This is a genomic window from Chloroflexota bacterium, from assembly GCA_016235055.1.
Classification (GTDB): domain Bacteria; phylum Chloroflexota; class Anaerolineae; order JACRMK01; family JACRMK01; genus JACRMK01.
The window spans coordinates 1-25,699 of the sequence record JACRMK010000052.1 but is presented as its reverse complement, the minus strand read 5'-3'; the positions used below and the strand labels follow the sequence as shown (position 1 = coordinate 25,699).

The window sequence follows — 25,699 nt, the reverse complement described above, 5'->3', positions numbered from 1 at the left end:
GCGATGATTGAGCTGGAGTCGTTTGGCAAGCGCTTCGGCGCCGTGGCGGCGGTCGACGGCCTGTCGCTGTCGGTGGAGGCCGGCGAGGTCTTCGGGCTGATCGGCCCGGACGGCGCCGGCAAAACGACGACGATGCGCGTGATCGCGACCGCGATGCGGCCGACGAGCGGACGGGTTACGGTTGGCGGGCTCGATGTCACGGTTGATCCGGAAGGCGTCAAGAAACTGATCGGCTACATGCCGCAGCGCTTTGCGCTCTATCCGGACCTGACCGTGCTGGAGAACCTGAACTTCTTTGCCGATGTGTTCGGCTCGCCGCGTGCGCAGCGCGCCGATCTGATCGAGCGGCTGCTGGGCTTTGCGCGGTTGAGCGAGTACCGCGGGCGGCGCGCGCACAACCTGTCGGGCGGCATGCAGAAGAAGCTGGCGCTGGCCGCAACGCTTATGCACCAACCGCCCATCCTCCTGCTCGACGAGCCGACGACCGGCGTTGACCCGGTCAGCCGCCGCGAGTTCTGGGACCTGCTGACGCGCGTGCGTCTCGATGGGGTCACGATTGTGATCAGCACGCCGTACCTGGACGAGGCCGAGCGCTGCACGCATGTGGCGCTGATGCACCAGGGACAACTGGTCGCCCGCGATTCGCCGGCGGGCCTGCGCGCCGGGCTGGGCGCGATCGTGCTGGAAGGTCAGGCCACCGACGCCGTGGGCGCGCGCAAGGCGGTCGAGCATCGTTCCGGCGTGCTGAGTGCGTCGGCGCATGGCGATGTGCTGCGGCTGCTCATCGACCGCGCCGAGCGCATGCCGGAATTGCGTGCGGCGTGGGATGCCGCTGCGATTCAGGTCGGCGATATGCATCCGACGCGCGCCCGGCTGGAGGATGCATTTGTCCTACTCCTGCAGGGACGCATGGCGCAGGCGGGCGTATGATGGCGAATGGCGCGCGCCCGCTGGAGGCGCAGGAATTGGTCAAGCGCTTTGGCGAATTTGTGGCCGTCGACCACGTTTCGTTCAGCATGGAGACCGGCGAGATCTTCGGGTTGCTCGGCCCGAATGGCGCGGGCAAGACGACGACGATACGCATCCTGCTCGGCCTGCTGGCGCCGAACTCCGGTAGCGCGCGCGTGCTGGGATACGATGTGGTGCGCGATGCCGAGGAAATCCGGCGGCGCGTCGGGTACGTGTCGCAGAAGTTTGCGCTGTATCCCGACCTGACGGTGGGCGAGAATTTCGATTTCTATGCCGGCGTGTACGGCGTGCCCCGCCAACAACGGCGAGCGCGGCGCGCCGAGACGCTGCGGCTGGTCGGCTTGGAGGGCGTGGACGACCGGCGTGTTGGTGTGCTGCCCGGCGGCGCGCGGCAGCGGCTGGCATTGGCCTGCGCGCTTGGGCACCAGCCGGCCTTCTTGTTTCTGGATGAGCCAACGGCGGGCGTGGACCCCATCTCGCGGCGCGTGCTGTGGGATTTGCTCTATGATCTGGCGCGCAGCGGAACGAGTATTCTGGTGACGACCCACTACATGGACGAGGCGGAGAACTGCCACCGCATGGCCTTCATCTACCAGGGCCGCATTGTAGCGGAGGACACGACGCACGGCATGAAGACGCGCCAGATGGTGGGCGAGGTGGTCGAGGTTGTCTGTGATCGCCTGGATGATGCCATCGCGGCCATGCGTGCCTCGCCGTTTGGGTTTGGCGAAGTGGCCCTGTACGGTTCCACGATCCACGCTATCGGCGACGGTGCGGGCGCGCGCCTGGCCGATCTGCGCGATTGGCTGGCAGGGCGCGGCATTCGCGTCGAAAGCGTCGCGCTCATCCCGCCATCACTCGAGGACGTATTCATTACACGCCTGCGGCGTGCAGACCGCAGCACAGAGGCTTGACATGCACCGACCGAACCCCCGACGCATTGTGCCCGTTTTCGTGTTGCTGCTCGTGCTGGCCGGCGGCTACTACCTGTACAGCACAGGGCAGTTGCCGGCGTTTACCGCCGACGCGGCGGCCAATGGCGTCTCCGGCTATATCGAAGGCGACGAAGTGCGAATCGCCGCCGAAGTCGGCGGACGGATCGAACTGCTGTCTGCCAAGGAAGGCGACCCCGTCACGGCCGGCCAGGAACTGGTGCGCATTGATCATACACTGCTCGACGCGCAACTGGTGCAAGCGCAGTCCGCGGTTGAGGTCGCGCGGGCGCAACTGGCGCAGATACGCGCCGGCGCGCGCCCGGAGGACGTGAAGCAGGCCGAGACGGCGCTGGCGCAGGCGATCGCCGTGCGCGAGGGCGCGCGGCGGGCATGGGAGAACGCGCAGGCCGTGCGCGACAACCCGCAGGAACTGGACGTGCGCATCGCGGCGGCGCAGGCGCAGGTCGAATCGCTCAAGAAGCAACTGGAAGCGACCGCGCGCAATGTCGAGGTCGCCCAGGCCAACGCCAAGGCGGCCGCCGTGCGCCGCGACGCATTCCAGGGGCCGGCCAAGACGCTGCCGGATGCGCGGGCCGCGACGGAGCAATGGGCGGCTGCCGAGGCGGCGGCCGAATCGGCGCGGGCCGGGCTGCTGGCCGCCGCCGCCACGCTCGACGGCGCGCAGAAGAACGCCGATATGCTGGTGGCGATGCGCAGCCAGCCGCTGACGGCCAATGCACAGGTGGATGCGGCGAAAGCGCAGTTCGACGCGGCGGCCGCTGCGGTGGATAGCGCGCAGGCGCGGCTGGAGTCAGTCAAGGCTGGTGCGACGAAGGAGCAAGTGGCGGTCGCGGAGGCCGTCGTCAAGCAGGCCGAGTCAGCGCTAGGCGTGCTGCAAGCGCAGATGGCTAAGACGACCGTGAAGAGCCCGACGACAGGCATGGTGACCCGCCGCGCCGCGCAAACGGGCGAGATCGCCGTGCCCGGCGGCGTGCTGCTGACCGTGGCGAGCTTCAACCCGGTCAAGCTCACGATCTACGTTCCCGAAACGCAGATCGGTGCCGTGAAAGCTGGCGACGCGTACGATGTATATGTGGATTCGTTCCCGAAGCGCGCGTTTGCAGGCCGGGTGACCTACGTGTCGCCGCAGGCCGAGTTCACGCCGCGCAACGTGCAGTCCAAGAGCGAGCGTGTCAATACCGTGTTTGCGGTTAGGCTCGAGATTCCCAACGCCGGCGGCGAACTGAAGCCGGGCATGCCGGCCGATGCGGTGCACAAATAGCAAAAGGCCCCGGGCAGCGTCCCGGGGCTTTTGCTTGCCGGCTACTTTCGGAGGCCGAGTGATAAATACACGAGCGGCTTCATGATGCGCCACCAATCGCGAAACGGCTTCATCTTGGTCGTTCCGCGATCATGATAGATCACTTTGACGGGCGCCTCGACGATTCGGACGTGGGTCTTAATCGCCTTAAACAGCAGATAGGTCTCTAACTCGTAGGTGTCAAGCCAGTCCTGCCACAGATTGATGCGGCGATCGTCGAAAATGCGGAGCCGAAAGGCGCGCCCGCCGTTTGTGGCATCGGTGCACGGGAAGCCGCTGACCAGGCGGAAGACGATCGTATAACCCCAGGTCGACATGCGGCGAAACCAGCCGATATTGGGCGCATCCAATCCGCCGGCGAACCGGCGTGACCCCTGCACGAAATCATAGCCTTGCTCCAGCAGTGCCAGCATTCCGTACAGATCGTTCGGATCGTGCTGGTCGTCGCCGGATAGGATAGCGACCGCGTCAAAGCCGTTCGCCAGCGCATAGTCGATGCCGCTGCGGATGGCGGCCCCGACGCCGCGGTTGCGCTCATGACGGATCACAACGGCGCCTGCTGCCGCCGCTTCTGCCGAGGTGGCATCGGTCGAGCAATCGTCGACGACCACAATCGCGCTGATAATGTCCCTGGGAACCTTGTTGACGACGCGGCCGATCTTGCCTTGTTCGTTGTAGGCGGGCGCGACGACGGCGGTGCGGAGGGTAACATTCATGCGCAGCGCATTTCAAATAACGATGGGACGATGCTCAAGCCCGGATGTGACCAGCATCTGCGCCAGCGCGAGCGCCTGCAGGCCGTCGGCTCCGCTGACTGGCGGAGGCAAATGCTCTCGCACAGCGGCGCAAAACGCCTCGAGTTCAACGCGGAGCGGCTCTTTTTTCACGATGGGATAGCGGATCATGCGCCCTTCGCTCACGCCGCGCAGCACCTGCATTGTCTCCCATTCGGGATCCATAGCCAGCGCATTTTCGTAGAAGTAGAGGTCCTGGGTGATATAGTCCAGCCGGAACATGCCGCGCTCGCCCGTGACCAGCAGTTCGCGGATCTTGGTCGGCGTAAGCCAACTGATGGTCAGCGTGCCGACCGCCCCGTTGCTGAGCCGCAACAAGCCTGTGAGTAGCTCCTCGTGCGCGCCATGCACATGACCCTGGGTCTCGGCGTACAGCCGCACGATCTCGGCGCCGCTAATGTGTCGCATCACGTCCAGATCGTGCACGGCGAGGTCAACCACCACGCCGACATCGCGCACGCGCTCCGGGAAGGGGCCCTGGCGGCGCGCGTCCATCTGGAAGACACGACCGAGCTCACCGGCAGCCAGGCGCGCCTTCAGCGCCGTCACCGACGGATTGAAGCGCTCAATGTGTCCGACCGTGAGCAATATACCCTGGCGCGCGGCCGCGTCAATCAGCGCCTGTCCCTGCTCGACCGTGAGTGCGATCGGCTTTTCGATCAACAGGTGTACGCCGCGTGCGATCAGTTTTAGCCCGACGTCGTGGTGCAGGTACGTCGGCACCGCCAGGCTGACGATGTCCGGCCGCCGCTCTTCCATCAGTTGCTCGAAATCGGCATAGGCGACTGTGCCGTAGCGGCGCGCAATCGCCTGTGCGGTTGGCCGGTGCGTGTCGGCCACGCCGACGAGCGACACATCCGGCAGGTCGGCGTACACGCGCGCGTGATTGGCCCCAATCGCACCAACACCGACGACGGCGGCTTTCAGCGTCATAGGCGGTTGACCGCCTCGGCAATCGTCTCGAGGTCTGCAGCGCTGACCAGCGGGTGTACCGGCAATGAGAGCACCTCGCGCGCGGCGCGATCGGATTCCACCGTTTCCGCGCCGGCGAGCCCCATCTCCACGATGTGCTTTTGCTGGTTGGCGGGAATCGGGTAGAAGATGCCGGTGCCGACGCCCGCGTCCGTCAGCAGGCGCACGGCGGCGTCGCGGTCGCGCCTGCGGTCGATCCGCACGGTATACTGGTGCCAGACGTGCGCGTAGCCGTCCGGCGTGGTCGGTGTCGCAACGCTTTCGATGTGTGCGTTCAGGTAGTCGGCATTGGCACGGCGTTTGGCGGTGAAGTCGTCGAGCCGGTCGAGTTGCGCCAGTCCGAGCGCGGCCTGCATGTCGGTCATGCGCAGGTTAAAACCGAGCGTCTCGTGATGGTAGCGCTGTGCCATGCCGTGATTGCGCAACAGGCGGCACTGCCGGGCAAACGCATCATCGGCGGTCGTGATCATGCCGCCTTCGCCGGTCATGACGTTCTTCGTCGCGTACAGGCTGAAGCATCCGGTGCCAAACGACCCGGCGCGCCGCCCGTGATACGCGGCGCCGATGGCCTGGCACGCGTCTTCAATCATCGCAAGCCCGTGGCGTCGTGCAATCGCCATCAGCGGGTCCATGTCGCACATCAGCCCGAACAGGTGGACCGGCATGATTGCGCGCGTTCGCGGCGTGATCGCGGCTTCAACCTGGGCCGGATCCATGTTGAACGTGCGCGGGTCGATGTCCACGAAGACCGGCTTCGCGCCGACGTACAGGATGCTGTTGGCCGATGCAGCGAACGTGAACGGCGTCGTAATGACCTCGTCGCCGGCGCCGATGCCGTGCGCCAGCAGGGCGAGATGCAGTGCGGCCGTGCCGCTCGACACGGCGATCGCGTGTTTGACGCCGCAGACGCGCGCCCAGCGCTGCTCAAACTCAGCCACGCGTGGCCCTTGCGCCAGCATGCCCGAGTCGAGCACGGCGAGCACGGCTTGTTTCTCGGCGTCGCCGATGTACGGTTTGGATATCGGTATCATTGTGTCCGTTCGTTCAACATGCGTTCGTAATTGGTGCGCGACACCGGCACGGTACGGCCACAGGCCGGGCAACGCAACTCCAGTGATTCGCCGTTGCTGTCGCCACCGTTGGCCGTCGCCGTTTGCCCGCAGGCGCACACGAACGCCCGCAGACGGGCCGGCACACCGGCGACCAGTCCGTGATCGGGCACATCGCGCGTAACTACGGCCCCTGCGGCGACCATCGCCCAGCGCCCGATGGTCACGCCGCATACGATCGTCGCGTGCGCGCCGATCGAGGCACCGGTGCATACGCGAGTCGGCGTCAGAGTCCAATCGTCGGCGCTTTTCAGCGAGCCGTCGGGGTTAATGGCGCGGGGACGCAGGTCATTGGTGAACACGCAGTGCGGCCCGCAGAATACGCCGTCTTCCAGCGTTACACCGTGATAGACCGACACGCCGTTCTGGATCTTGACCCGGTCGCCGATCTGCACACCGGCGTCGACGTACACGCCTTTGCTCAGAATGCACTCGCGCCCGATGACGGCGTCCTCGCGTACCTGGCAGTGCTGCCAGATGCGCGTGCCGGCGCCAATCCGCGCGCGCAGCGAGACATCCGCGGTGGCATGGACGAAGTAATCGGAAGTCATGGCAGATTGTGACCGTGCAACTAATCAATTATAGCGAAGCGCTCCGGCCACACAAATTGAGCCTGCACCGGGCCAGGGCTATCCATTTTCGGATAGTGTGTCCGGAACGGCGCACCGCAGGCTGAGCTTGCCGCACCGCCCACCCCCGCTAACGGCGCGGGGCGGGTCGCAGACGGAGTAGAAGCCTGCTTGCATTTCTACGCCCTTCGACCGGTTCGACAGGCTCACCGACCGGCTGTTCAGGAACTTGGCTGGCAACCAGACTGGCAATTCATTCTAGCCCGTCATGCCGGCATGTCGTTGGCCGCTGGCCTCACGCCAGCGGCCGGTTAACGCTCAGCGGCGGGAAGCCGCTGACCACCGCCGGCATCCACGCCGGCAGCTGGCCCGTGTTACGCCCGCCTGCGATTCTCCCGCCGCGTGTCGTCGGTGCCGGTCAATCCCTGCGCGGGAACGCCGTCAACCCAGACGCACGCCTCCGACGACGAATCCCACAAGAGGTGGACCTCTTCACCGCGCCAGTCAGTGGGAATGGCAAGGTCGACGCGGAACCAGTGCGTAGACCAGAGCGGACCAAACTGCTCGCCCACGACGGCCGGCCGGTATATGCCGTGCAGCGCCTCAGTGTAGCTGATGCGGCCGGGTGCGGAGTAGACAGCGAGTGCGACCGGCCGGCGGCGGGAATACACGCACCCACGCAACTGCGCTTCGGAGGCGAACGCGGCGAGACGTCGACGCGTGATATCGGGATGACCTTGCATGGGGGGCTTACGGACGGCCGGGCGCGCTTGCGAGTGCCCCCGGCCGCCCATCGGGGCAGTTACTCGACTTCGACGATCACTTCGATTTCGACGGGGATTCCCATCGGCAGCGAACCCATACCGACAGCCGAGCGCGCATGGCGGCCCGGCTCGCCCCACAGGTCGACGAACAGGTCGGACGCACCGTTGATGACCTTGGGCTGATCCTCAAATTCCGGGATGGCGTTGACCATGCCGAGCACCTTGATGATTCGCTTGACCTTCGACAGCTCGCCGAGCGTCTGCTTCATCGACGAGAGCAGGTTCAGCGCGACCGCCTGCGCACAGGCATAGCCTTCCTCGACACTCAGGTCGCGGCCGAGCTTGCCCTTCCATACTTTGCCGCCCGCCACGTTGGGGCCGTGCCCGGACAGGTACAACAGATTGCCGTAGCGCACGGCGCGCACGTAATTCGCGACGGGCGGCGGCGGCGGCGGGATCACGAGGCCGCGTGCGGTCAATTGCTCTTCGGGGGTCATGGCACTCTCCTTGAGTTATGTATAACCTGGCTGTTAGACGTTGCTCGCGCCGCGTACAAACGACACCAGGTCGTCCTTCATCTGCGCCAGCGACGGGCGATGGACGTACATCATATGCCCGGCTTCGTAGTAGGCCATGCGGATATGGCCCTGTAGCGTCGGATCGACGCCGATGTGGTTGAACACGTATTGCGTCGCAAAGTACGGGGTCGCGAGATCGTAGAAACCGTTGCCGACAAAGACCTTAAGGTACGGATTGATCGTCATGGCGTGCCGGAGTGTCTCGGCCACGTTGACGTACTGGTTCTCGTTCTCCGCGAACGACCACGGCTGCACGCGCGGCGTCAGCACCTCGTAGGGCAGGTCGGTCTCGAACTTCAACTCGCGGCGCACGTAGTCGTTGAAGGCTGCCGTATACGGCCCCGTGATATTCGTCATGCTCGGATCGTACTCGTGCCGCTCGCCGATCGCGTCGCGGTCGATGCCCTTAAAGCGCGTATCCAGCCGGCCGATCGTGCGCTTTTGATCGCGCAGCAACTCCTTCGTGAAACGGTGGATTTCGATGCGCAAGTTTGCGCGGTCCACATAGTCCGCGGACAGGCCGGTATAGCGTGCCGTCTGCGCCACGATCTGCGCGCGCGCTTCGGCGGACAGCGCCGCCCCGCGCATGAGCGCGTCCGCGTACGGGCCCAGCGCAAACTGCTCGGCTTCGGTCAGCGCGCGCCGCAGATCGGCCTGCAAATCGGGCGCCAATCGCTTGTGGTACCAGGCACTGGCTGTGTAAGTCGGCAGGAACAGGATATATGGCAGGTCGTTGCCCGCGTTGAACCGCGCCGTGTTAAAGTTCAAGATCGTCGAGATTAGCATGATGCCGTTCAAGAACAGCCCATGCCGTTCTTGCAGATAACCGGACAGGCCGGCGGCGCGTGTCGTACCGTATGACTCGCCGATCAGGAACTTCGGCGAGAGCCAGCGCTGATAGCGCGTCGTGTAGAGCCGGATGAAGTCGCCGACGGACTCGATGTCCTTCTTGAAACCGTGGAACTCTTTGGCCTTCTCGCCGACGACCGCGCGGCTGAAGCCGGTGCTGACCGGGTCGATGAAGACCATGTCGGTGTCGGCGAGCAGCGAGAACTCGTTATCGGCGACGCGGTAAGGCGGGGGCGGCAAATCGCCGTCGTCCGTCATCAGCACGCGGCGCGGACCGAGCACGCCGAGATGCAGCCAGACCGACGACGAGCCCGGTCCGCCGTTGAATGAGAATGTCAGCGGCCGGCGCGTACGATCGGCAACACCATCGCGCGTGTAGGCCACGAAAAAGATCGACGCCTTGGCGCGCTCGCCATCGGACACACCGGCCGGCTCGCCGCGCTTCTCGGCTTCCTCGCGCAGGACAATGGTGCCGGTGGTAACGGTGTAGGCGATCTCCTCGCCGCCGATCTGAATTGTGTGGTGGGTGACAACCAGGTTATCGGCCAAGGTGGACTGTTTTTCGTCCGGCGTGCCGTTTGGTTTGTTTTCGCTTTCAGGCATACATGACTCCGGTAACTGAATCGCGCCGCCTAGGCATGATTGCCGAAGCGGGCGCTGATACTTTGCAGTATACACATGTCGATGTTGCCGCCGGATAATACCAGCACCACGGTCTGCCCGCGCAACTCGGGTACCTGGCCGCTCATGAGCGCCGCTAGTCCGACCGCGCCCGAGCCCTCGATGACCAACTGTTCCTGCGACAGAAACGTATAGACGGCTTCATGCACCTGATCTTCGCTCACATTGATAACGCGGTCTATCGCACCGGAACGCGCCAGTTCATACGCCAGCGTGCCGACGCCGCCGGCCAGCCCGTCGCAGATGGTCGGGCCGGCAGAATACTCTTCGTGGCAGATCCCGTCGCGCAGCGAAGCAGTCAGTGCGGGCGATGCGTCAGGCTGGACGCCGACGATCTGAATACGCGGGTTAATCGACCGGGCGGCAACCGTGATGCCGGAAATCATGCCGCCTCCGCCGACCGGCACGACGATGGCAGCGGTCTCCGGCAGCGCTTCGAGCAGCTCAAGCGCGATCGTGCCCTGCCCAGCGGCGACTTCGGGGTCGGCATATGCGCCGATGTAGAGCGCGCCCGTCTCGGCGGCGTGCGCGTCGGCGGCGTGGTGCGCGTCGTCATACGTCTCGCCGGCGAAGCGCACGTTGACGGCAAACTCGCCGAACTTGCTGACCTTGGCCTGCGGAGCGCTGTGCGGCAGGAAGATCGTCGCGGGCACGCCGCCCAGTCGAGATGCCGCCCATGCCGTGCCGAGGCCGTGATTGCCTGCCGAAGCCGTCACAATGCCGCGCCGGCGCGCTTCCGCGAGATTCGCGCCGATCATGTTGTATGCGCCGCGCACTTTGAACGAGCCGGTCGGATTGAAGTTTTCGAGCTTAAGAAACAGGCGCGTACTCGTCAGTTGGCTCAGCAGGTGCGAATAGCGCAGTGGGGTCGCCGGCAACTGCTTTCGCAGGCGTAGTCGCGCCGCGTATATATCGCGCAATTCAATCATGCGGCCTTCTTCGCGACGAGCGCAGCCACGGCGGCATCCTGCACGCCGACGCCGGTCAGGTCGCAGATGATCAGTTCGTGCGAATTTGTGCGGCCAGGCGCGCACCCGGAAACCACGGCGCCAAGTTCAACGACACGCTCGGCGAGCAGTTCGCCGCTGTCCAACGCATGGTGGATTTCGCCGAGCCGGGCGCACTGCGCCAGTACGTCGGCGATCACCCGGTCCGCGCAGCCGACGGCGCCCGCGTCGAGCTCCCGTTTGTCGGGGCCGTCGCTGCCGACGGCAATGACGGTCTGTCCTGGGCGCAGCCAATCGGCTTTGACGAGCGGCGCGTGCGCCGGTGTCACCGTCACAATCACGTCGCTGTTGCGCGCGACGGCCTCGACGCTGGCGGCGACTTGCACGGGCAGATTGTAGCGTGCCTGCATTTCATAAGCATAGGCGCGGGCATGGGCGTCGCTGCGGCTCCAGACCGTGACGGCGGACACCGTTCGCACATGGCGGATCGCATCGAGTTGGAAGCGTGCCTGCGAGCCGGCGCCGACCATGCCGACGCGTACCGTACCAGCCGGCGCGCAGTGCCGCACGCAGACGGCGCCGGCGGCGCCGGTGCGCAACTCGGTTAGCCAGCCTTCGTCGAGCAACTGGGCGGCCAGACGGCCGGTGCGCGCCTCGAAGACGAGCATCATACCGTTGCCGACCGGCAGCCCGAGCGCATCGTTGTCATAGAAGCCGGACGCAATCTTGATCGTATAGTAATCGGTGCCGGACAGGTAGGCGCTCTTGACGTGTACCTCGCCGCGATACTGCGGAATGTCGAGATTGATAACGCCGGGCAGCACGGCCCGTCCTGCATCGAGTGCGACGAAGGCCGCTTCAACGGCCTCGATCGCCTCGGGCATCGTGATCAGCTCGCGGATACGTGCCAGCGGCAGGGTCGGAGGGGCGGCGGTCATAGCCGGACTGCCGCGCTTCCCGGCGCGCTGGCCGGACTGCCGGACGTATTGTGGCGCGCCAGGTCGTTCAGCATGGTCAGCGCAAACACCAGCGCGGCGAGCACGATGCCGCCGTAGAAGAGCTTGATCGCGACCGACTCGGATGTTAGGATTGGCGAGAGCGGGTGCAGTATGTTGACCGCACCGTTAAGCACAATGATCAGCGTCGCGGCGCTGGCGATGCCGCTGATGGCCCACCAGTGCGGCTTGGCGATCCACAACGCGATGACGTAGATCACGCCGCTGATGCCGGTGATCCAGATCGCATCCATGACGCGCGGCTCGCGCCAGTTGATACCGCCCCAGGCCATGATCTGCGCCGGAATGCTGACCACGAAATGCGCAAGCCAGAACGCCATCGCCGTTTCGCACAGCGCCTGCACCCACGGCGCGAGCGCCGTTCGCTTGGCCAGCAGTTGCGCTGCGCCCGCCAGCCCGGCCGCGACGAACGCCCACGCCGCAACCCGTTCGAGCGCGCCATGCAGGTACACGATCTTGACCACGCTGCCGAGCGTCGCCTCCGAGGGCGATAGCGCCAGCAGTGCCGCGAGCGCCAGCAGGCTGCCCGCGTATAGCCAGAGGCGGTAACGCCCGATGGTCTGTGCAAACAACGTCATTGCCGAAGCTCCCGATAGTGGCACCTCCCTTAAGAATCTCGTCCCCTCCCAACGAAGTTGGGAGGGGGTCGGGGGGAGGGCAGCGCCATTTTTTCGGCGGGCCAGCTTGCGTGACAAGCGCCTGAGAGCCAGCGCATCGCAAGCGGCATTGGAAAGTACCCGTACAAAGCCAAATTGAGAATTGCTGGGCGATTCAAAAGTCCATTGACAAAGCGTGAGATCGTGCCCTGAGCGGCGCACAACGCTGTCGAAAGGCAGGGATATGCGCGCGCTTCGACGGCGTCTTGTGCCGCTCAGCGCCCGTTTCGTCGGATAATCATCATGCACTATGACAATTGAATGACCCTGGATTGCCGCAGTGCAGGCTATCGACTACAATACCGATAATGATTAGACGACTACTGATTACGCTCGGTGCTGCGGCGCTTGTGGCTACTCTACTGGCGACGTATCTTGGTAACAATGGCGTAAGGGCCGCCGGTGGCAACCCAACGCTTATGCGCGGCCCATATCTGGGCAACCCGACGACAACGACCGTCCAGTTCATCTGGGTCACCGATGTGCCGACCGACGCCACAGTGTTCTACGGCATCGACTTGCCGTACACGAGCCAGTCGTCTTCGGGCACCGTGAGCACCACGCACGCCGTCGCCCTGAGCGGCCTGTTGCCCGGCACGCACTACGGGTACACGATACACAGCGGCGCGGTCGTGACCCCGCTGGCCGGCGCGTCGTTCCGCACGCTGCGCGCGGCGTATGATTCTTACTTCACTTTCGCTGCGCTCGGCGATAGCGGCAGCGGCGACAGCCACCAGTACGCGGTGGCTGGAACGCTGCAGCGAATGCAACCGGCGTTTGTCCTGCACACCGGCGATGTGATCTACCCGGCGGGCGAGGCCGCCAATTACGGCCCGCGCTTCTTCGCACCGTACAGCCTGACGCTCGCCACCGCGCCGTTCTTCATGTCGCCGGGCAATCACGACTATATGCAGGCGGGCGCCGCGCCGTACTACGACGTATTCTATCTGCCGTCGAACGACGCGACCGGCACGGAGAGCTACTACTCGTTCGACTACGGCAACGCACATGTGGTCGCGCTGGACACGAATCTAACCGGCGCGGCGGCGGCGGCCATGACAGCCTGGTTGGCGCAAGACCTGGCGGCCACAACGCGCTTTTGGAAATTTGTGTTCTTCCACCACGCCATCTACTCGTCAGGCCCGCACGGCAGCGAAGCATACGTTCAGCCGCTGCGCGACACATTGGGGCCGATCTTCGAGCAGTACAACGTCGACATCGTGTTCAACGGCCACGACCATACGTATGAGCGCACGTTCCTTCGCCGCGACTACGTGCCCGCCGGCCGCGGTGTAACCTACATCGTCACGGGCGGCGGCGGCGCGGGGCTCTACTCCAAAGCAGCTACCAACGCATGGTCGGCGGCGTTCTTCAGCACCCCGGATTACTGGCATGCCGTGCGCGTGGATGTGGCGAATTGCCGCCTGACGCTGAGCGCAGTCAAAGCACCGTCCGACAGCGTGTTCGACACGCACGTACTCGATCGCTGTAACTACCTGTTCGTGCCCTTCATCTTCAACGGGACAACCGGACTGCTGCCGTAGCGCCAGCGCCCTAATACTCCACCCGCTTGCCGGTCAGGACCTGAAGCAGTTGCTCCAGGACGAATAGGATCGGCATAACCAGCACATCCACGGTCACCGCAAACGCGAACGCGCGCACGATCAACCGCACCGCACTGCCCAGATCGCGATCGAACGTGTCCGGGACGGCGGAGAACGCGCCCGCCAGGTACATCACCAGCCCAATGGCGGCCAGCCACAGGGCAATCGGCGCCCAGGCCCGTCGGTCCGACTCGCTCGGCAGCATACCGTTCGAAATGGTGAAGATCAGATAGAGCCACAGATACAGGTCGCGCGATGAAAGCAGGCGCGGGATGCTGCCCATCAGTTCGCCTAGTTCGGCCGTCTGGGTGGCTGCGCCGGCGACCGGGGCGAGATTGTTTGAGGCGATTAGTAGCGTCAGCGCCGTGCCGGTTATGAGCGGCGCCAGCCCGATCAGCGCCTCGCGCAGCGCGTCCGTGCGGTCGACGTCCACAAAGCCAAGGCTCATAACGCCGTTGCGCTGTTTCGACGGCAGCAGCGAGATGCGGTGAACGCGCACGTCCAGAAAGCGCGCGGCGATCAGGTGCGACAGTTCATGCGCCACCGTGCCGGGGAAGAAGAGCGCCGAAAACAGAACGAATGAACCGGCATTGCTGCCGGTTAGCAGGAGTCCGACCCCGCGCACGTGCCGGTGAATCCACCGCTTGAGCATCAGCATCACGAGCGTGATGCCGACCAGCCAGGCGAGCGATTCCAGGGCGGCGGACATGGCCACGGGTCAGTTCGCGCGGGTGCTGCCTGATCAGCCGGCGGCCCGCACGATGGCCGCGAACTCCGCGGCCTTGAGCGATGCGCCGCCGACCAGTGCGCCGTCGATGTCGGGCTGCTGCATATACTCGGCGATATTCGCGGGGGTGACGCTACCGCCATACTGCACCCGGATCGCCTGCGCGCTCGCCTCGCCGATCAGCTCGGAGAGCGTTCCGCGAATGGCCAGCCCGCAGACGGCGTTGGCGCCCGCGCCGCTCGCCGCCCGTCCCGTGCCGATCGCCCAGACCGGCTCGTATGCGACGATGACCGCCGCCGCGTCGTGCGCCGATACCCCGCGCAGGCCTTCGCGCAACTGGTGCGAAACGACGCCGTTAGTTTGCCCGGCGTCGTACTGTGCCAGGTTCTCTCCGACGCATAAGATCGGGTGCAGGCCGTGAGTGAGCGCGGCGCGCACCTTCTTGTTCACGGACTCGTCGGTCTCGCCGAAATACTGCCGGCGCTCGGAATGACCAATGATGACGTACTGAGCCAGTTCCTTGAGCATCAGAGGCGAAACTTCGCCCGTGTATGCGCCTTTGTCGAGCCAGTGCATGTTCTGCGCGCCGACGCGCAGCGCCGTGCCCTTCACGCGCGCGGCGACGGCTGCCAGCGCGACGAACGGCGGGCAGAGTACCACCTCCACGGCACCCGGGTTCGCGAGCACCGCGCACAACGCATCGGCCAGCGCACAGCTATCGGCGACGCCGTTGTTCATCTTCCAGTTGCCTGCAATAATCGGAGTACGCTTCATCGACATGCCCCTGCGCCGCCCCCGTGCAGCGGGCGGCGCCCGCTTTGCCCGGCGGTGCTACTTGCTAATCTTGACGGCGTAGTCGCCGCTGCCGCCCTGGATCTCCAGGTAGTAGTCTGTGGTGGCGCCGGAATCTTCACTCAGGTCGAGCGCCTGCCCGGACGCGACTTCGACATCCTTGATGTAGCCGCCGCCCTTGTCGTACAGGGTGACTTTCAATGTGCCCTCGCCCTTCACGAACTTGACATTGACTTTGCGGCCGATCGTCGCCGGGATCTTGTAGTAGTCGCTTTCGTCGGCGTCGCCGATTGTGCCAGTGAACTCGGCGCTCTTCGGTGTGACGGCGGTATCGGTACTGTCGCCGGCATCCTTGCCGCTGCCGCCGTCGTTCTGCACTACGAAGGCCACGCTAAAGGCGTACGCGCCCTCGCCATTGACTTCGAGGTACCACTTGCCACCTTTGTTGACGGAAATGATATAGCGGATTGCCGCCCCGTCCGCATGATCTTTGTCCGCCTTGACCTCGGCGATCCAACCTTGGTTGTCATCGTAGACGGTCGCCTTGACCGGACCATCGGTCGTCTTGATTGTAACATTCAGCACGCCGCCGGCTTTGCCCAGATCAAATGCGTAGATGTCATCGGAATCGGGGCCGCCCACGAAGCCGGTGTACGCGCCGGGCTTGATCAGCAAGGCCTGGCCGAACTCGCCGGGCGCATCTTTGCCGCTGCCGGCGTCGTTCTGCGCGCCGAATGACGTCACGACGGTGTAGGTCCCGGCGCCGCGCAGCGAGACGAACCAGCGGCCGCCCTGCCCCGTCGCCAGCACGAACGGCAGGCTGCCGGCATTTGGGCGGTTCTTGTCCGTACTCGCTTCGTTTATCCAGTTCTGCTTATCATCGTACGCAGCTACTTTGATGGCCCCGTCGGCGGTCTTGACGGAGATGTTGAAGATGCCGCCCGTCTTCGGCAGGTCGATAGCGAAGATGTCGTCGGTGTCCGCGTCGCCCAGCATCCCGGTGAACGTGCCGAGGGCGACGGTCGTCGGCTTGTCGAACGTATCGCCCGCATCGCCCTTCGAGCCGCCGTCGTTCTGCGCCAATGCCTGCGCGCTCAGAGTAACATTCGACTCGCCGCGCACCGAGAGAAAGACGTCGCCGCCACCCTTGCCGTTAAAGATGTACCGTAAGGCCGTGCTCTTCCCGACCGGTACGGCCACGTCCGTCACGAACTCCTGCAACTCGCTGAAGAGCGTGAGCTTCGCCGGTCCCGGCGAACCGGCTTCGACGGTCAACGTGACGCTGACGATGCCGCCGCGCGCAATCTCGATCTTGTAATACAGTTCGGATTCCTTCACACCGAACTTGAGCGGGTCTTTGCCCAGCACGCGCGCTGTTTGAAAGCTGGTATTGGCCGTGCCGGGCGCAGCGGTCGGCACCAGGTTGTTCGCCGTTGCGGCCGGCGCTGCGGTGGCGCTCCTCGTCGGCGCTTTGTCGCCGGTAGCGGCCGTTGGGCCGGCCTGTGCCGCGGCCGGCGTGAGGGCCGGCTGCGCGGTTGCGGTGGAACCGCTTTGCGCTGCGGCCGGTGTGCTGGACGCTTCCGGCGCCTTGGTGGCGCTGCCGCTATCGCAAGCCGCCAGCGCCGCCGCGACGATCATGACGAATGCCATGAGGTATGTTTTCCTGTTCACGATTCTCTCCCTTTTGTTGTGCCGGCGCATTTTCTGGCGCTACTTGTCGAGCAGCGCGGCTACGCCCGGCAAGGTCTTGCCTTCGAGAAACTCCAGCGACGCGCCGCCGCCGGTACTCATGTGAGTGATCCGGTCCGCGACGCCGGCCTGCTCCACGGCAGCCACGCTTTCGCCGCCGCCGATGATGGTCGTCGCACCCGACGCGGCCAGTGCCTGCGCGATCGCCACCGTGCCCCGCGCAAACTTCGGGAACTCGAACACGCCGAGCGGCCCGTTCCAGACAATCGTCCGGGCGCCGGCCAGGCGCTCGCGAAACAGGGCGATGGTGCGCGGGCCGACGTCGAGAATGCGCCAGCCAGATGGCACCTTGTCGATGTCCACGATTTGCGCAGTTGCGTCTTTGTCGAACTTGTCGGCGATGATCGCGTCCACCGGCAGGACGAGCTTCGCGCCGCCCGCCGCCATAAGCGCGCGCGCCGTCTCGACCTTGTCGGCTTCCACCAGCGAGTCGCCGGTCTCGTGGCCTTGCGCCCGGATGAATGTGTTGGCCATGCCGCCGCCGATCAGCACATAATCGGCTTTTTGCATCAGGTTCTCGATCACCGCGATCTTGTCGGACACCTTCGCGCCGCCGAGAATGGCGATGAACGGCCTCTCCGGCGCGGTAACCGCCTTGCCGAGGAAATTGAGCTCCTTCTCCATCAGGAAACCGGCCACGGCGGGCAAGCGGTGCGCCACGCCTTCGGTGCTGGCATGCGCGCGGTGCGCGGTGCCGAACGCGTCATTGACGTACACCTCGCCCAGCGCGGCCAGTTGGCGCGCGAACGCCGGGTCATTCTTCTCCTCCTCCTTGTGGAACCGCAGGTTCTCGAGCAGGATGATGTCTCCCGACTTGAGCGCCAGGACAGCGACCGTCACGTCGTCACCGACGCAGTCGGACGCCGTTTGCACCGTCCGTCCGAGCAGTTCGGCCAGGCGCGCCGCGCACGGGGCGAGGCGCAGCGTGTCGTCGACGCCCTTCGGGCGGCCCAGGTGCGACATGAGCACCACCCGAGCGCCGGCGTCCACCAGATAGCGAATGGTCGGAATGGCGGCGCGGATGCGCGTGTCGTCGCTGATGACGCCGCCGTCGAGCGGTACATTGAAATCAACGCGCACGAGCACGCGTTTCTGCTTGACGTCTATATCACGCACAGTCTGCTTATTGATCATAACGTTCGCTTTCCGGTCCGGGTTACAAGCCCTTGTTCGCGACAAAGTCGGCCAGGTCGGCGACGCGGCAGGAGTAGCCCCACTCGTTGTCGTACCAGGCCGAGACCTTGATCATCTGGCCGAGGCTTTGCGTCAGCGGCCCGTCGATGATGGACGAGCGCGGGTCGCCCTTGAAGTCCATTGATACCAACGGCTTGTCGCTCACGCCGAGGATGCCTTTCATGCGCGTGCGCGAGGCCTGCCGGAACGCCTCGTTGATGCCGTCGGCGGTCGCGGGATGGTTCAGCAGGGCGACGAAGTCCACGATCGACACCGTCGGCGTCGGCACGCGCATGGCGAGGCCGTTGAACTTGCCGGCCAACTGCGGCAGGACGCGCCCAAGCTCCTTGGCGGCGCCGGTCGTGCTCGGCACGATGTTGGTCGGCGCCGAGCGTGCGCGTCGCGCGTCCTTGTCCGTCTTGTCCAGCAGTTGCTGCGTGGACGTGTACGAGTGCACGGTCGTCATCAGGCCGGCTTCGATGCCGAACGCGTCATGCAGCACCTTGGCGGTCGTGGCGAGGCAGTTCGTCGTGCATGACGAGTTCGAGATGATGTGGTGGCGCTCGTGGATGTAGTCTTCCTCGTTGACGCCGAGCACAATGGTCACGTCCTCATTCTTGGCCGGCGCCGTTATGATGACCTTGCGCGCGCCCGCCTCGAGGTGTCCGGCCGCTTCGGAACCTTTCGTGAAGACGCCGGTGCATTCGATGACGATATCCACGCCGAGCTCGCGCCAGGGCAGCCGCGAGAGCACCGGCGCGGCGCACAGCGCCACCGGCCTGCCGTTGACGATCAGGCTGCGCCCGTCGGTCTTGACCGTGCCGTTGAACGCGCCGTAGTTGGAGTCGTGCGCCAGCAGGGCGGCCATGACGCCGACCTGCGACATGTCGCGGATCGCGACCGCCACCACCTCAAGCTCCGGGTGTGACTCGCAAATGGCCTTGAACGCCTGGCGGCCGGTGCGGCCAAAGCCGTTGAATGCAATGCGGGTTTTGGTCATGGTCGGCGCTCCCTATGCGCCCCGGGCCGGCGCCGCCGGCTCCATCTTCATGGCGATCAATGCGGCCAGATCGCAGACACGATTGGAATAGCCCCATTCATTGTCGTACCACGCGTTGACCTTGACGAGCGGGCCGGCCACCATGGTGGCCCTGGCGTCCACCACAGCCGAGTACGGGTTGCCGATGAAGTCGCTCGATACCAACTCTTCCTCGGTCACATCCATGATGCCTTTCATCTCACCGGCAGCGGCCACGCGGAAGCATCCGTTGACCGCCTCGATCGTCAGCGGCTCGGCCAGGTGCGCCGTCAGGTCGAGCAGCGAGACTGTCGGCACCGGCACGGCCAGCGCCGAGCCCAGAAAGTGGTTGCGCAGCGAGGGCACGATGTGCGCCGCCTCCTCCACCGCCGTGGTCCGTGTCGGCACGATGTTCAGCCCGGCGGCGCGCGAGGCGCGCGGGTCGTCGCGGACCTTGTCGAGCAGTGACTGCCCGTTGGTGATCGCATGCACCGAGGTAATCATGCCTTCGAGCAGCCCGACGCGCTGCTGGAGCGCGTGCGCGACGGGCGCGAGACAAATCGTCGAGGCTGTCGATGACGACACGATATGATGCCGGGCCGGGTCATACTGGCCGTGATTGACGCCCATGATCAGCGTCACGTCCTCGCCTTCCATCGGCTGCGTGACGATGACCTTCTTCGCGCCCTGCGACAGGTGCTGCCGGGCCCGGTCCGCCGTTCGGCAGTAGCCGGTGGCGTCGATCACGATATCGGCCCCGTACGACGTCCAGCGTGTGGGGCCGTAGCGTTCCTGGCGCGCGACCACCGGAACGCTGCGCCCGTTGACGACCAGTGCGGACTTCTTGCCGTCGACACGCGCCTCGACCTCCGGCGCGAACTGGCCGTACACCGAGTCGTATTTCAGCAGGATGGCGCGGGTTTCTGTTTTGGTCGGGTCCGTCACGCCGATGGCGACGATCTCCAACTGCGGGAAGCGGGCCCAGAGGATCTTGAAGATCTGGCGGCCGATTCGCCCGAAGCCGTTCAAGGCCACACGGGTCATGGTCTCTCCTCGGTGTGCGGTTCGAGTGGGTGCGCGCGGGGCGGTTGCGCGCCGCCCCGCGCGGTGGCTTAGAGTTTCGCCGCAACCAGCCTGGTCAGGTCGGCCACGCGGCAGGAGTAGCCCCATTCATTGTCGTACCAGGCGAAGACCTTGACCATCGTCTTGTCCATCACCATGGTCATGCCGCCGTCAACGATAGTCGAGTGCTCGTCGCCCTTCAGGTCTATGCTGACAAGTGGATCTTCGCTGTACTGCAGGATGCCTTTGCCGCGTCCGGCCTCGTAGGCCTGGAACGCCGCCTTCAGCGACTCCGGCGTCGCCTCGCGTTCGGTGTTGACCACCAAGTCGATGATCGACACGGTCGGGGTCGGCACGCGGATGGCCACGCCGTCGAACTTGCCCTTGAGCGCCGGGATGACTTTGGCAACGGCGCGCGCGGCGCCGGTCGTGGTCGGAATGATATTCAGCGCGGCGGCGCGGGCGCGGCGCATGTCGTCCGGGTGCGGCAGGTCGAGGATGCGCTGGTCGTTGGTGTATGAGTGAACCGTCGTCATCATGGCGCGCTGAATGCCGAACTGCTCGTGGATGACCTTGGCCACGGGCGCGAGGCCGTTCGTAGTGCACGACGCGTTGCTTATGATGTGGTGCTTCGCGGGGTCGTACTGGTCGTCGTTGACGCCGATGACGACCGTGAAGTCCTCGTTCTTGGCCGGCGCGGAGATGATGACTTTCTGCGCACCCGCATCCATGTGCAGCCTGGCTTTTTTGGCGTCCGTAAAGACGCCGGTCGATTCGATGACGATCTGCGCGCCCAAATCACCCCACGGGATCTTGCTCGGATCAAACTGCGCGTACGTGCGCACCGGCCGCCCGCCAACGACGAGCGCGCCTTCCTCAACCTTGATTTCGCCCGGATAGCGGCCGTAGTTCGAGTCGTATTTGAGCAGATAGGCCAGCATGTCGTTGCTGGTCAGGTCGTTCACGGCGACGACTTCGAGATCGCCGGCATAGTGTTGCTCGATCGCCTTGAATACCTGCCGCCCGATGCGGCCAAAGCCGTTGATGCCCACTTTGACGGTCATGTGCGTTACCTCGTAGAAGCGGCCGGCGACGTGCGCCGCCGCGGATTGTGCCCCCAGCGTGCGCGGCCGGGGCCGGGCTACTTGACGTTGAATATGTCGGTGCTACTGACGATTCCGACCAGTTGCTTGCCGTCGAAGACAGGCAGGTGGTTGATATGGTTGCGCGCCATCAACTGGGCCATGTCGAAGAGCGAGCAGTCCGGCGGCACCGTAATGATCGGCTTGCTCATCACGTCGCGCACGCGGGTGGCGCCCGGGTCGCGGCCCTGGGCCATCACTTTGCCGACAATGTCGGTGTCGGTCACGATGCCGTACGCGTCGAGGTCGCCGTCGCGCTCGACCAGCAGGCTATGGATATGGTGCTGCTGCATGCGGGCGCTTGCCTCACCCGCGCTCGCCGTTGAGGCGATCAGGTACACGTTGCGCGTCATCACGTCTTTGGCTGTCTTCATTCGGTAATCCTCCGGGAGGGATACGGAATCGCGCCGGCAGCGTCCTCGGCGGGCCGCGTGCCGCGGCGCGATTCGACTATGCCCATGATTGCGCGCGCCAGTTTGCGCGCGTCGTGCCGCCACGGTTTGCGCGCGTCGATGACATCGGCGCGCACCATCCCGTAGCCGCGTCCCTCCCCCTCGGGAGACAGGATGCTGATCGTGTAGCCGTCCGGCAGGCGCGGCGACAGGTTATCGTTGACCAGCATGTGACTGAAAACACCGCGGCCGACATGCCGCTCGATGGCATTCATGTGATCGTGAACCGAGTAGCCGGTCGTCTCGCTCAACTGGGTGGCGACATTGGCGACGTAAATCTTGGGCGCGCGGCTGGTGGCCAACGCGCGCGCGATCGCGGGCACCAGCAGGTTGGGCATCACGCTGGTGTACAAACTGCCGGGACCGGCGACGATCAAGTCCGCTTCCAGAATGGCGCGCACGGCGTCCGGGAAGGCCGGCGGGTTCTCCGGCTCCAGAAATACGCGCTCGATTGGCAGGACGCTGTGTCCGATTTCAGACTCGCCCACCGTGCGCTGGATCTCGTGCTCGCCGCGCAGGTCGGCGACGAGCTTGACATCATCCAGTGTGGACGGCATGATCCGCCCGCGAATCTTGAGCACCTTGCCCGACTCGGACAGGGCGGTCTCGAAATTGCCGGTGACGCCGGCCATGGCCGCGATGAACAGATTGCCAAAGGCGTGCCCTTTGAGCGAATCGCCCTCGGCAAAGCGGTACTGGAACAGCGCGGTTGTCAGCGCTTCGTCCTCGGCCAGCGCGGCGATGCACTGTCGGAAGTCGCCGGGCGGCAGCACACCCAGTTCCTGGCGCAGCCGGCCGGAGCTGCCGCCGTCGTCGGCAACGGTGACGATGGCTACGATATTGTTCGTGTGCTCCTTGAGGCCGCGCAGTAGCGTCGACAGGCCCGTTCCGCCGCCCATGGCGACAATCTTGGGTCCGCTCTGGCGCGCCTGGAACGTTTCGAGTTCGCCGACGAGGCTGGCGCCGGAGCCGGACATGAACGGCGCCAGCAACGTCTGGTTGATGCGCACGATCGAGAGGATAATCAGGAGCGGGCCGGCGACGGCGCCGACCACCAGAACCTGACGGAAGACGCCGAGCGCTGCAGAGGGCGCCGCCACCGGCGCGCCGAAAAAGTCCAGCAGCAGTATTTCCACACCGCCGATCAACAGCAAGTTGCCGAGAATAAGCATCGCGATCCAGCGTTTGATATGCAAGCCGGGTCGGAGCCATCTGCGCAGACTGTTGATGCGGGGTTGCACCATGAACGCAAGGTATCGGGTCGGATGATTTCTGGCGCTCGACGCGCCGGTAAAATTATAGCCCATCTTATGGTGAGGTGCAACCAGCCGTGACACGTTTCAGCAATTCTCATTTTGGCTTTGTACGGGTACTTTCCATTGCCAGCTTGCTATGAACTGGCCCCCTGGTGCTTGTCACGCGTGCTGGCTCGCCAAGAAAGCGGCGTTGCCCTCCCCCCGACCCCCTCCCAACGAAGTTGGGAGGGGGCGAGATTCTAAGGGGAGGTGCGCAGCGGCTGCGCCGCTGCGCACCTCCCCGTTAGCTTTTCCCCTGCCCCCCCGCGCGCGCGGGGGAGCAGGGGCCAGGGGATGAGGAGGCAACCTGGCGGCCGACTCCAAAATGAGAATTGCTGGACAAGTTTCCGCGCTTGAGTTGCTGGCACAGCCCAGGCTGCGGGTCAGGCTTCTGGTTATCGCCGCGATGCGACTGAGTCATTCGGTCGAAAAATGTATCGCCCTTATAATGGCCGTATGGTCTATAACACCGGCTAAACGAGGCGCCGGTGCATTGGTGAGCGGCCGGGAAGGGATGGCACATGGATATTGCGAATATCACAAATATTGCGACGACGATCCTGTATTTCATGATCGTCCTGTCGGTGCTGGTGCTGGTGCACGAGATCGGGCACTTTATCGCTGCCCGCCGCGCCGGCGTGCGCGTCGAGGAGTTCGGGCTGGGTTATCCGCCGCGCGCCGTACGGTTGTTCAAGCGCGGCGATACGGACTATACGTTGAACTGGTTGCCGCTCGGCGGTTTTGTGCGTATGACCGGCGAAGAGAACCCGAGCGATCCAAAGTCATTTGCGGCGGCCAAAGCATGGAAGCGCGCCGTCATTCTCTCGGCGGGCGCGGGTATGAACGTCGTGCTGGCCATCGTGTTGTTCATGGTCATTGCGCTGATGGGCGTGCCGCGCACGGTGGAGTTCGTCAACGTCGCCTCGGTCGCTCCCGGATCGCCGGCCGAAATGGCCGGGCTGCAGGCGGGCGATCGCATCATGAGCATTGACGGCCAACCGGTGGTCAACCGGATGGACGTCAGCCGCGCCGCGATTGAGCGCGCCGGGCAGCCGGTCAGCATCGACGTGAAGCGCGCGAAGGACAATCTGACGGTCTATTTGACGCCGCGAGTACACCCGCCCAAGAACGAGGGGCGGATGGGCATCACGATGACGCTCCAGTTTGTTCGCGAAGAGACCGTATCCTATTCGCCACTCGACGCGCTCGTATATGGGTTCAACGAAACGATCAGCACCGGCACGCAGATCTTCACCGGGTTCCGGCGCATGGCCGATGGCACGGCGCCGGCCGAGGTCGGCGGGCCGGTTCAGATCGCCGGGTTCGCGGGGCTGTTCTGCGGGCGCAACCTGCAATCGTGCATGCAGTTCACGGCGCTGCTGAGCGTCAACCTTGCGATCATCAACATGCTGCCGTTCCCGGCGCTGGACGGCGGGCGTCTGGTGTTCGTTGTGCTGGAAGTGCTGCGGCGCGGCAAGCGCGTTAAGCCGGAGTTGGAGGGCGTGGTGCACTTCGTCGGCATGGCGATCCTGTTGCTGTTGATGCTGGTCATCACCGTGTTCGACGTGCAGCGCCTGCTGCCGGGCGGCTAAGCCAGTGGTCGCATCGCGCAAGCGCGTGCAGTGTCGCGCCTGCGGCCGGCGCGTACTGGGCGGCCTGACCGTCTGTCCGCATTGCGGGCATCACCCTGGATACCTGCACTCGCGCGGACGGCCAACCATCGCGAGCGTGCTGCTCGGCGTGGCGGCGGGCATTGTGCTATTTGTGCTGGTTCCGGGTGTGGCCGCCACCATGACCGGATTTGTGCCAACCCTGGAACCGACGCCCGTCGTAGTGGTTTGGGCGCGCCCGACGTTCACCCCGTCGCCGACCGCCACTCCGCGACCGACAGCCACGTCGACGACAACGCCGACACCGGAGCCGACCAGCACGACCACGCCGACATTGCCGCCCGCACCAACCACGGCGCAGACCAGCACGCCGACGCCCACGCCGCGCCCGACCGTGCCGCCGCCGCGCCTGGTCTTACCGCCTGACGGCGTAGACTACGGCGGCGGTCCGGATGCAGAGATTGTTCTCGTCTGGGAAGGGCGCTTGCAGGAGGGCCAGCAGTTTGCCGTGATACTCCGCTTCGTCAACCGCAGCGACGGCACCGAAACACGGGGAACCTATACACGAGACAGCCGCTGGAAGGTGGATCCGGCTATTTTCAAAGACATCAACCTGAACCTGCGCGCGCTCAAGTGGGACGTTACGGTAATCGATATGGCGGGCAATGCACTCGGCCCGCCGAGCGAATCGCGCATCTTCACATGGCATTGACACGCGCCATTCGAGTTTCAAGCCCCGGAAGGCTATTCAGCAAACCGCCATTGCGAGAATTTGTATTTGTTTACCGCGTCTGCCGACGCATATTCGCTGGTGTTGCCGCGTGTCCGGCCTGGTCGGCCGCTCGATGGCCGCATGCGCGATGCTGCTGGCACGACTCGTATTGAATTCTCACTTGAAGCATGCCGAGCGCGCCT

The 25,699-nt window shown here is 64.9% G+C and carries 25 protein-coding genes; 6 read left to right on the top strand and 19 right to left on the bottom strand.

Annotated elements, in window-relative coordinates:
* Positions 1–3 precede the first annotated feature (3 nt).
* From HZB53_13720 to HZB53_13710, 3 genes are read left to right on the top strand one after another with little or no spacing between them, the layout of a single operon-like run.
* The gene (locus HZB53_13720; GenBank protein MBI5878703.1) at positions 4–930 is read left to right on the top strand and encodes an ABC transporter ATP-binding protein; all 927 of its coding nucleotides are present in this window, start codon (positions 4–6) and stop codon (positions 928–930) included.
* On the top strand, positions 930–1,883 hold the full coding sequence (locus HZB53_13715; protein MBI5878702.1) for an ABC transporter ATP-binding protein: 954 nt from the start codon (positions 930–932) through the stop codon (positions 1,881–1,883). Before HZB53_13720 ends, HZB53_13715 begins: the two co-directional genes overlap by 1 nt.
* A gap of 1 nt (position 1,884) precedes the next feature.
* Positions 1,885–3,186 (top strand): efflux RND transporter periplasmic adaptor subunit, encoded by a 1,302-nt coding sequence (locus tag HZB53_13710; GenBank protein ID MBI5878701.1) that lies wholly within the window; start codon positions 1,885–1,887, stop codon positions 3,184–3,186.
* 41 nt (positions 3,187–3,227) lie between these two features.
* Here the strand turns inward: HZB53_13710 and HZB53_13705 are convergent, their stop codons facing one another.
* The 10 genes from HZB53_13705 to HZB53_13660 all read right to left on the bottom strand — a co-directional run bounded on the left by HZB53_13705 (position 3,228) and on the right by HZB53_13660 (position 12,082).
* The gene (locus tag HZB53_13705) at positions 3,228–3,941 is read right to left on the bottom strand and encodes a glycosyltransferase family 2 protein (GenBank protein ID MBI5878700.1); all 714 of its coding nucleotides are present in this window, start codon (positions 3,939–3,941) and stop codon (positions 3,228–3,230) included.
* 12 nt (positions 3,942–3,953) lie between these two features.
* Complete coding sequence (locus HZB53_13700; protein ID MBI5878699.1) at positions 3,954–4,952, bottom strand: Gfo/Idh/MocA family oxidoreductase; 999 nt, start codon at positions 4,950–4,952, stop codon at positions 3,954–3,956.
* Complete coding sequence (locus HZB53_13695) at positions 4,949–6,022, bottom strand: DegT/DnrJ/EryC1/StrS aminotransferase family protein (protein MBI5878698.1); 1,074 nt, start codon at positions 6,020–6,022, stop codon at positions 4,949–4,951. The genes HZB53_13700 and HZB53_13695 overlap by 4 nt, the downstream gene beginning before the upstream one ends.
* Complete coding sequence (locus tag HZB53_13690; protein ID MBI5878697.1) at positions 6,019–6,651, bottom strand: N-acetyltransferase; 633 nt, start codon at positions 6,649–6,651, stop codon at positions 6,019–6,021. The genes HZB53_13695 and HZB53_13690 overlap by 4 nt, the downstream gene beginning before the upstream one ends.
* A gap of 392 nt (positions 6,652–7,043) precedes the next feature.
* Positions 7,044–7,412 (bottom strand): hypothetical protein, encoded by a 369-nt coding sequence (locus HZB53_13685; protein MBI5878696.1) that lies wholly within the window; start codon positions 7,410–7,412, stop codon positions 7,044–7,046.
* A 59-nt stretch (positions 7,413–7,471) separates the two neighbouring features.
* On the bottom strand, positions 7,472–7,930 hold the full coding sequence (locus HZB53_13680; protein MBI5878695.1) for a RidA family protein: 459 nt from the start codon (positions 7,928–7,930) through the stop codon (positions 7,472–7,474).
* Between the two features lie 33 nt (positions 7,931–7,963).
* Positions 7,964–9,463 (bottom strand): peptidase S10, encoded by a 1,500-nt coding sequence (locus tag HZB53_13675; GenBank protein MBI5878694.1) that lies wholly within the window; start codon positions 9,461–9,463, stop codon positions 7,964–7,966.
* Positions 9,464–9,492: 29 nt separating this feature from the next.
* Positions 9,493–10,470: a threonine/serine dehydratase gene (locus tag HZB53_13670; protein MBI5878693.1), complete on the bottom strand. Its 978-nt coding sequence runs from the start codon at positions 10,468–10,470 to the stop codon at positions 9,493–9,495.
* Positions 10,467–11,426 (bottom strand): ornithine cyclodeaminase family protein, encoded by a 960-nt coding sequence (locus HZB53_13665; GenBank protein MBI5878692.1) that lies wholly within the window; start codon positions 11,424–11,426, stop codon positions 10,467–10,469. The genes HZB53_13670 and HZB53_13665 overlap by 4 nt, the downstream gene beginning before the upstream one ends.
* Positions 11,423–12,082 carry a hypothetical protein gene (locus tag HZB53_13660; protein MBI5878691.1) on the bottom strand — a complete coding sequence of 220 codons (660 nt, stop codon included), beginning with the start codon at positions 12,080–12,082 and terminating at the stop codon, positions 11,423–11,425. Before HZB53_13660 ends, HZB53_13665 begins: the two co-directional genes overlap by 4 nt.
* A gap of 386 nt (positions 12,083–12,468) precedes the next feature.
* Between HZB53_13660 and HZB53_13655 the strand changes: the two genes are divergently transcribed.
* Complete coding sequence (locus HZB53_13655) at positions 12,469–13,704, top strand: metallophosphoesterase (GenBank protein MBI5878690.1); 1,236 nt, start codon at positions 12,469–12,471, stop codon at positions 13,702–13,704.
* 10 nt (positions 13,705–13,714) lie between these two features.
* Here HZB53_13655 and HZB53_13650 read toward each other — a convergent pair whose 3' ends face one another.
* From HZB53_13650 to HZB53_13610, 9 genes are all read right to left on the bottom strand, one after another.
* Positions 13,715–14,473: a hypothetical protein gene (locus tag HZB53_13650; protein MBI5878689.1), complete on the bottom strand. Its 759-nt coding sequence runs from the start codon at positions 14,471–14,473 to the stop codon at positions 13,715–13,717.
* Positions 14,474–14,506: 33 nt separating this feature from the next.
* Positions 14,507–15,265, bottom strand: coding sequence for a triose-phosphate isomerase (locus HZB53_13645; protein MBI5878688.1), 759 nt, complete (start codon positions 15,263–15,265; stop codon positions 14,507–14,509).
* Positions 15,266–15,322: 57 nt separating this feature from the next.
* On the bottom strand, positions 15,323–16,954 hold the full coding sequence (locus HZB53_13640) for a hypothetical protein (GenBank protein MBI5878687.1): 1,632 nt from the start codon (positions 16,952–16,954) through the stop codon (positions 15,323–15,325).
* A 39-nt stretch (positions 16,955–16,993) separates the two neighbouring features.
* On the bottom strand, positions 16,994–18,163 hold the full coding sequence (locus HZB53_13635; GenBank protein ID MBI5878686.1) for a phosphoglycerate kinase: 1,170 nt from the start codon (positions 18,161–18,163) through the stop codon (positions 16,994–16,996).
* 25 nt (positions 18,164–18,188) lie between these two features.
* Positions 18,189–19,205 (bottom strand): type I glyceraldehyde-3-phosphate dehydrogenase, encoded by a 1,017-nt coding sequence (gene gap, locus HZB53_13630; protein ID MBI5878685.1) that lies wholly within the window; start codon positions 19,203–19,205, stop codon positions 18,189–18,191.
* Between the two features lie 12 nt (positions 19,206–19,217).
* Positions 19,218–20,267 (bottom strand): type I glyceraldehyde-3-phosphate dehydrogenase, encoded by a 1,050-nt coding sequence (locus HZB53_13625; GenBank protein ID MBI5878684.1) that lies wholly within the window; start codon positions 20,265–20,267, stop codon positions 19,218–19,220.
* Between the two features lie 68 nt (positions 20,268–20,335).
* Entirely contained in the window at positions 20,336–21,349 is a 1,014-nt protein-coding gene (gap, locus tag HZB53_13620) for a type I glyceraldehyde-3-phosphate dehydrogenase (protein ID MBI5878683.1), read from the bottom strand.
* A gap of 77 nt (positions 21,350–21,426) precedes the next feature.
* Positions 21,427–21,801 (bottom strand): CBS domain-containing protein, encoded by a 375-nt coding sequence (locus HZB53_13615; GenBank protein MBI5878682.1) that lies wholly within the window; start codon positions 21,799–21,801, stop codon positions 21,427–21,429.
* A complete protein-coding gene (locus tag HZB53_13610; protein ID MBI5878681.1) occupies positions 21,798–23,051 on the bottom strand; it encodes a YvcK family protein in 1,254 nt (417 codons plus the stop codon). The genes HZB53_13615 and HZB53_13610 overlap by 4 nt, the downstream gene beginning before the upstream one ends.
* A 644-nt stretch (positions 23,052–23,695) precedes the next feature.
* Here HZB53_13610 and rseP point away from each other — a divergent pair.
* Both rseP and HZB53_13600 read left to right on the top strand, forming a co-directional pair.
* A complete protein-coding gene (rseP, locus tag HZB53_13605) occupies positions 23,696–24,766 on the top strand; it encodes an RIP metalloprotease RseP (protein ID MBI5878680.1) in 1,071 nt (356 codons plus the stop codon).
* 4 nt (positions 24,767–24,770) lie between these two features.
* Positions 24,771–25,496: a hypothetical protein gene (locus HZB53_13600; protein MBI5878679.1), complete on the top strand. Its 726-nt coding sequence runs from the start codon at positions 24,771–24,773 to the stop codon at positions 25,494–25,496.
* The last annotated feature ends 203 nt before the right edge of the window (positions 25,497–25,699 follow it).

Excerpts from the sequence above, each read along its gene's own strand:
- HZB53_13610 (MBI5878681.1), bottom strand. The coding sequence starts at position 23,051 with ATGCTTATTCTCGGCAACTTGCTGTTGATCGGCGGTGTGGAAATACTG.
- HZB53_13675 (MBI5878694.1), bottom strand. The coding sequence starts at position 9,463 with ATGCCTGAAAGCGAAAACAAACCAAACGGCACGCCGGACGAAAAACAG.
- HZB53_13645 (MBI5878688.1), bottom strand. The coding sequence starts at position 15,265 with ATGAAGCGTACTCCGATTATTGCAGGCAACTGGAAGATGAACAACGGC.
- HZB53_13665 (MBI5878692.1), bottom strand. The coding sequence starts at position 11,426 with ATGACCGCCGCCCCTCCGACCCTGCCGCTGGCACGTATCCGCGAGCTG.
- HZB53_13625 (MBI5878684.1), bottom strand. The coding sequence starts at position 20,267 with ATGACCCGTGTGGCCTTGAACGGCTTCGGGCGAATCGGCCGCCAGATC.
- HZB53_13615 (MBI5878682.1), bottom strand. The coding sequence starts at position 21,801 with ATGAAGACAGCCAAAGACGTGATGACGCGCAACGTGTACCTGATCGCC.
- gap (MBI5878683.1), bottom strand. The coding sequence starts at position 21,349 with ATGACCGTCAAAGTGGGCATCAACGGCTTTGGCCGCATCGGGCGGCAG.
- HZB53_13715 (MBI5878702.1), top strand. The coding sequence starts at position 930 with ATGGCGAATGGCGCGCGCCCGCTGGAGGCGCAGGAATTGGTCAAGCGC.
- HZB53_13685 (MBI5878696.1), bottom strand. The coding sequence starts at position 7,412 with ATGCAAGGTCATCCCGATATCACGCGTCGACGTCTCGCCGCGTTCGCC.
- rseP (MBI5878680.1), top strand. The coding sequence starts at position 23,696 with ATGGATATTGCGAATATCACAAATATTGCGACGACGATCCTGTATTTC.
- HZB53_13710 (MBI5878701.1), top strand. The coding sequence starts at position 1,885 with ATGCACCGACCGAACCCCCGACGCATTGTGCCCGTTTTCGTGTTGCTG.
- HZB53_13690 (MBI5878697.1), bottom strand. The coding sequence starts at position 6,651 with ATGACTTCCGATTACTTCGTCCATGCCACCGCGGATGTCTCGCTGCGC.
- HZB53_13660 (MBI5878691.1), bottom strand. The coding sequence starts at position 12,082 with ATGACGTTGTTTGCACAGACCATCGGGCGTTACCGCCTCTGGCTATAC.
- HZB53_13670 (MBI5878693.1), bottom strand. The coding sequence starts at position 10,470 with ATGATTGAATTGCGCGATATATACGCGGCGCGACTACGCCTGCGAAAG.
- HZB53_13680 (MBI5878695.1), bottom strand. The coding sequence starts at position 7,930 with ATGACCCCCGAAGAGCAATTGACCGCACGCGGCCTCGTGATCCCGCCG.
- HZB53_13705 (MBI5878700.1), bottom strand. The coding sequence starts at position 3,941 with ATGAATGTTACCCTCCGCACCGCCGTCGTCGCGCCCGCCTACAACGAA.
- gap (MBI5878685.1), bottom strand. The coding sequence starts at position 19,205 with ATGACCAAAACCCGCATTGCATTCAACGGCTTTGGCCGCACCGGCCGC.
- HZB53_13700 (MBI5878699.1), bottom strand. The coding sequence starts at position 4,952 with ATGACGCTGAAAGCCGCCGTCGTCGGTGTTGGTGCGATTGGGGCCAAT.
- HZB53_13655 (MBI5878690.1), top strand. The coding sequence starts at position 12,469 with ATGATTAGACGACTACTGATTACGCTCGGTGCTGCGGCGCTTGTGGCT.
- HZB53_13720 (MBI5878703.1), top strand. The coding sequence starts at position 4 with ATGATTGAGCTGGAGTCGTTTGGCAAGCGCTTCGGCGCCGTGGCGGCG.
- HZB53_13650 (MBI5878689.1), bottom strand. The coding sequence starts at position 14,473 with ATGTCCGCCGCCCTGGAATCGCTCGCCTGGCTGGTCGGCATCACGCTC.
- HZB53_13695 (MBI5878698.1), bottom strand. The coding sequence starts at position 6,022 with ATGATACCGATATCCAAACCGTACATCGGCGACGCCGAGAAACAAGCC.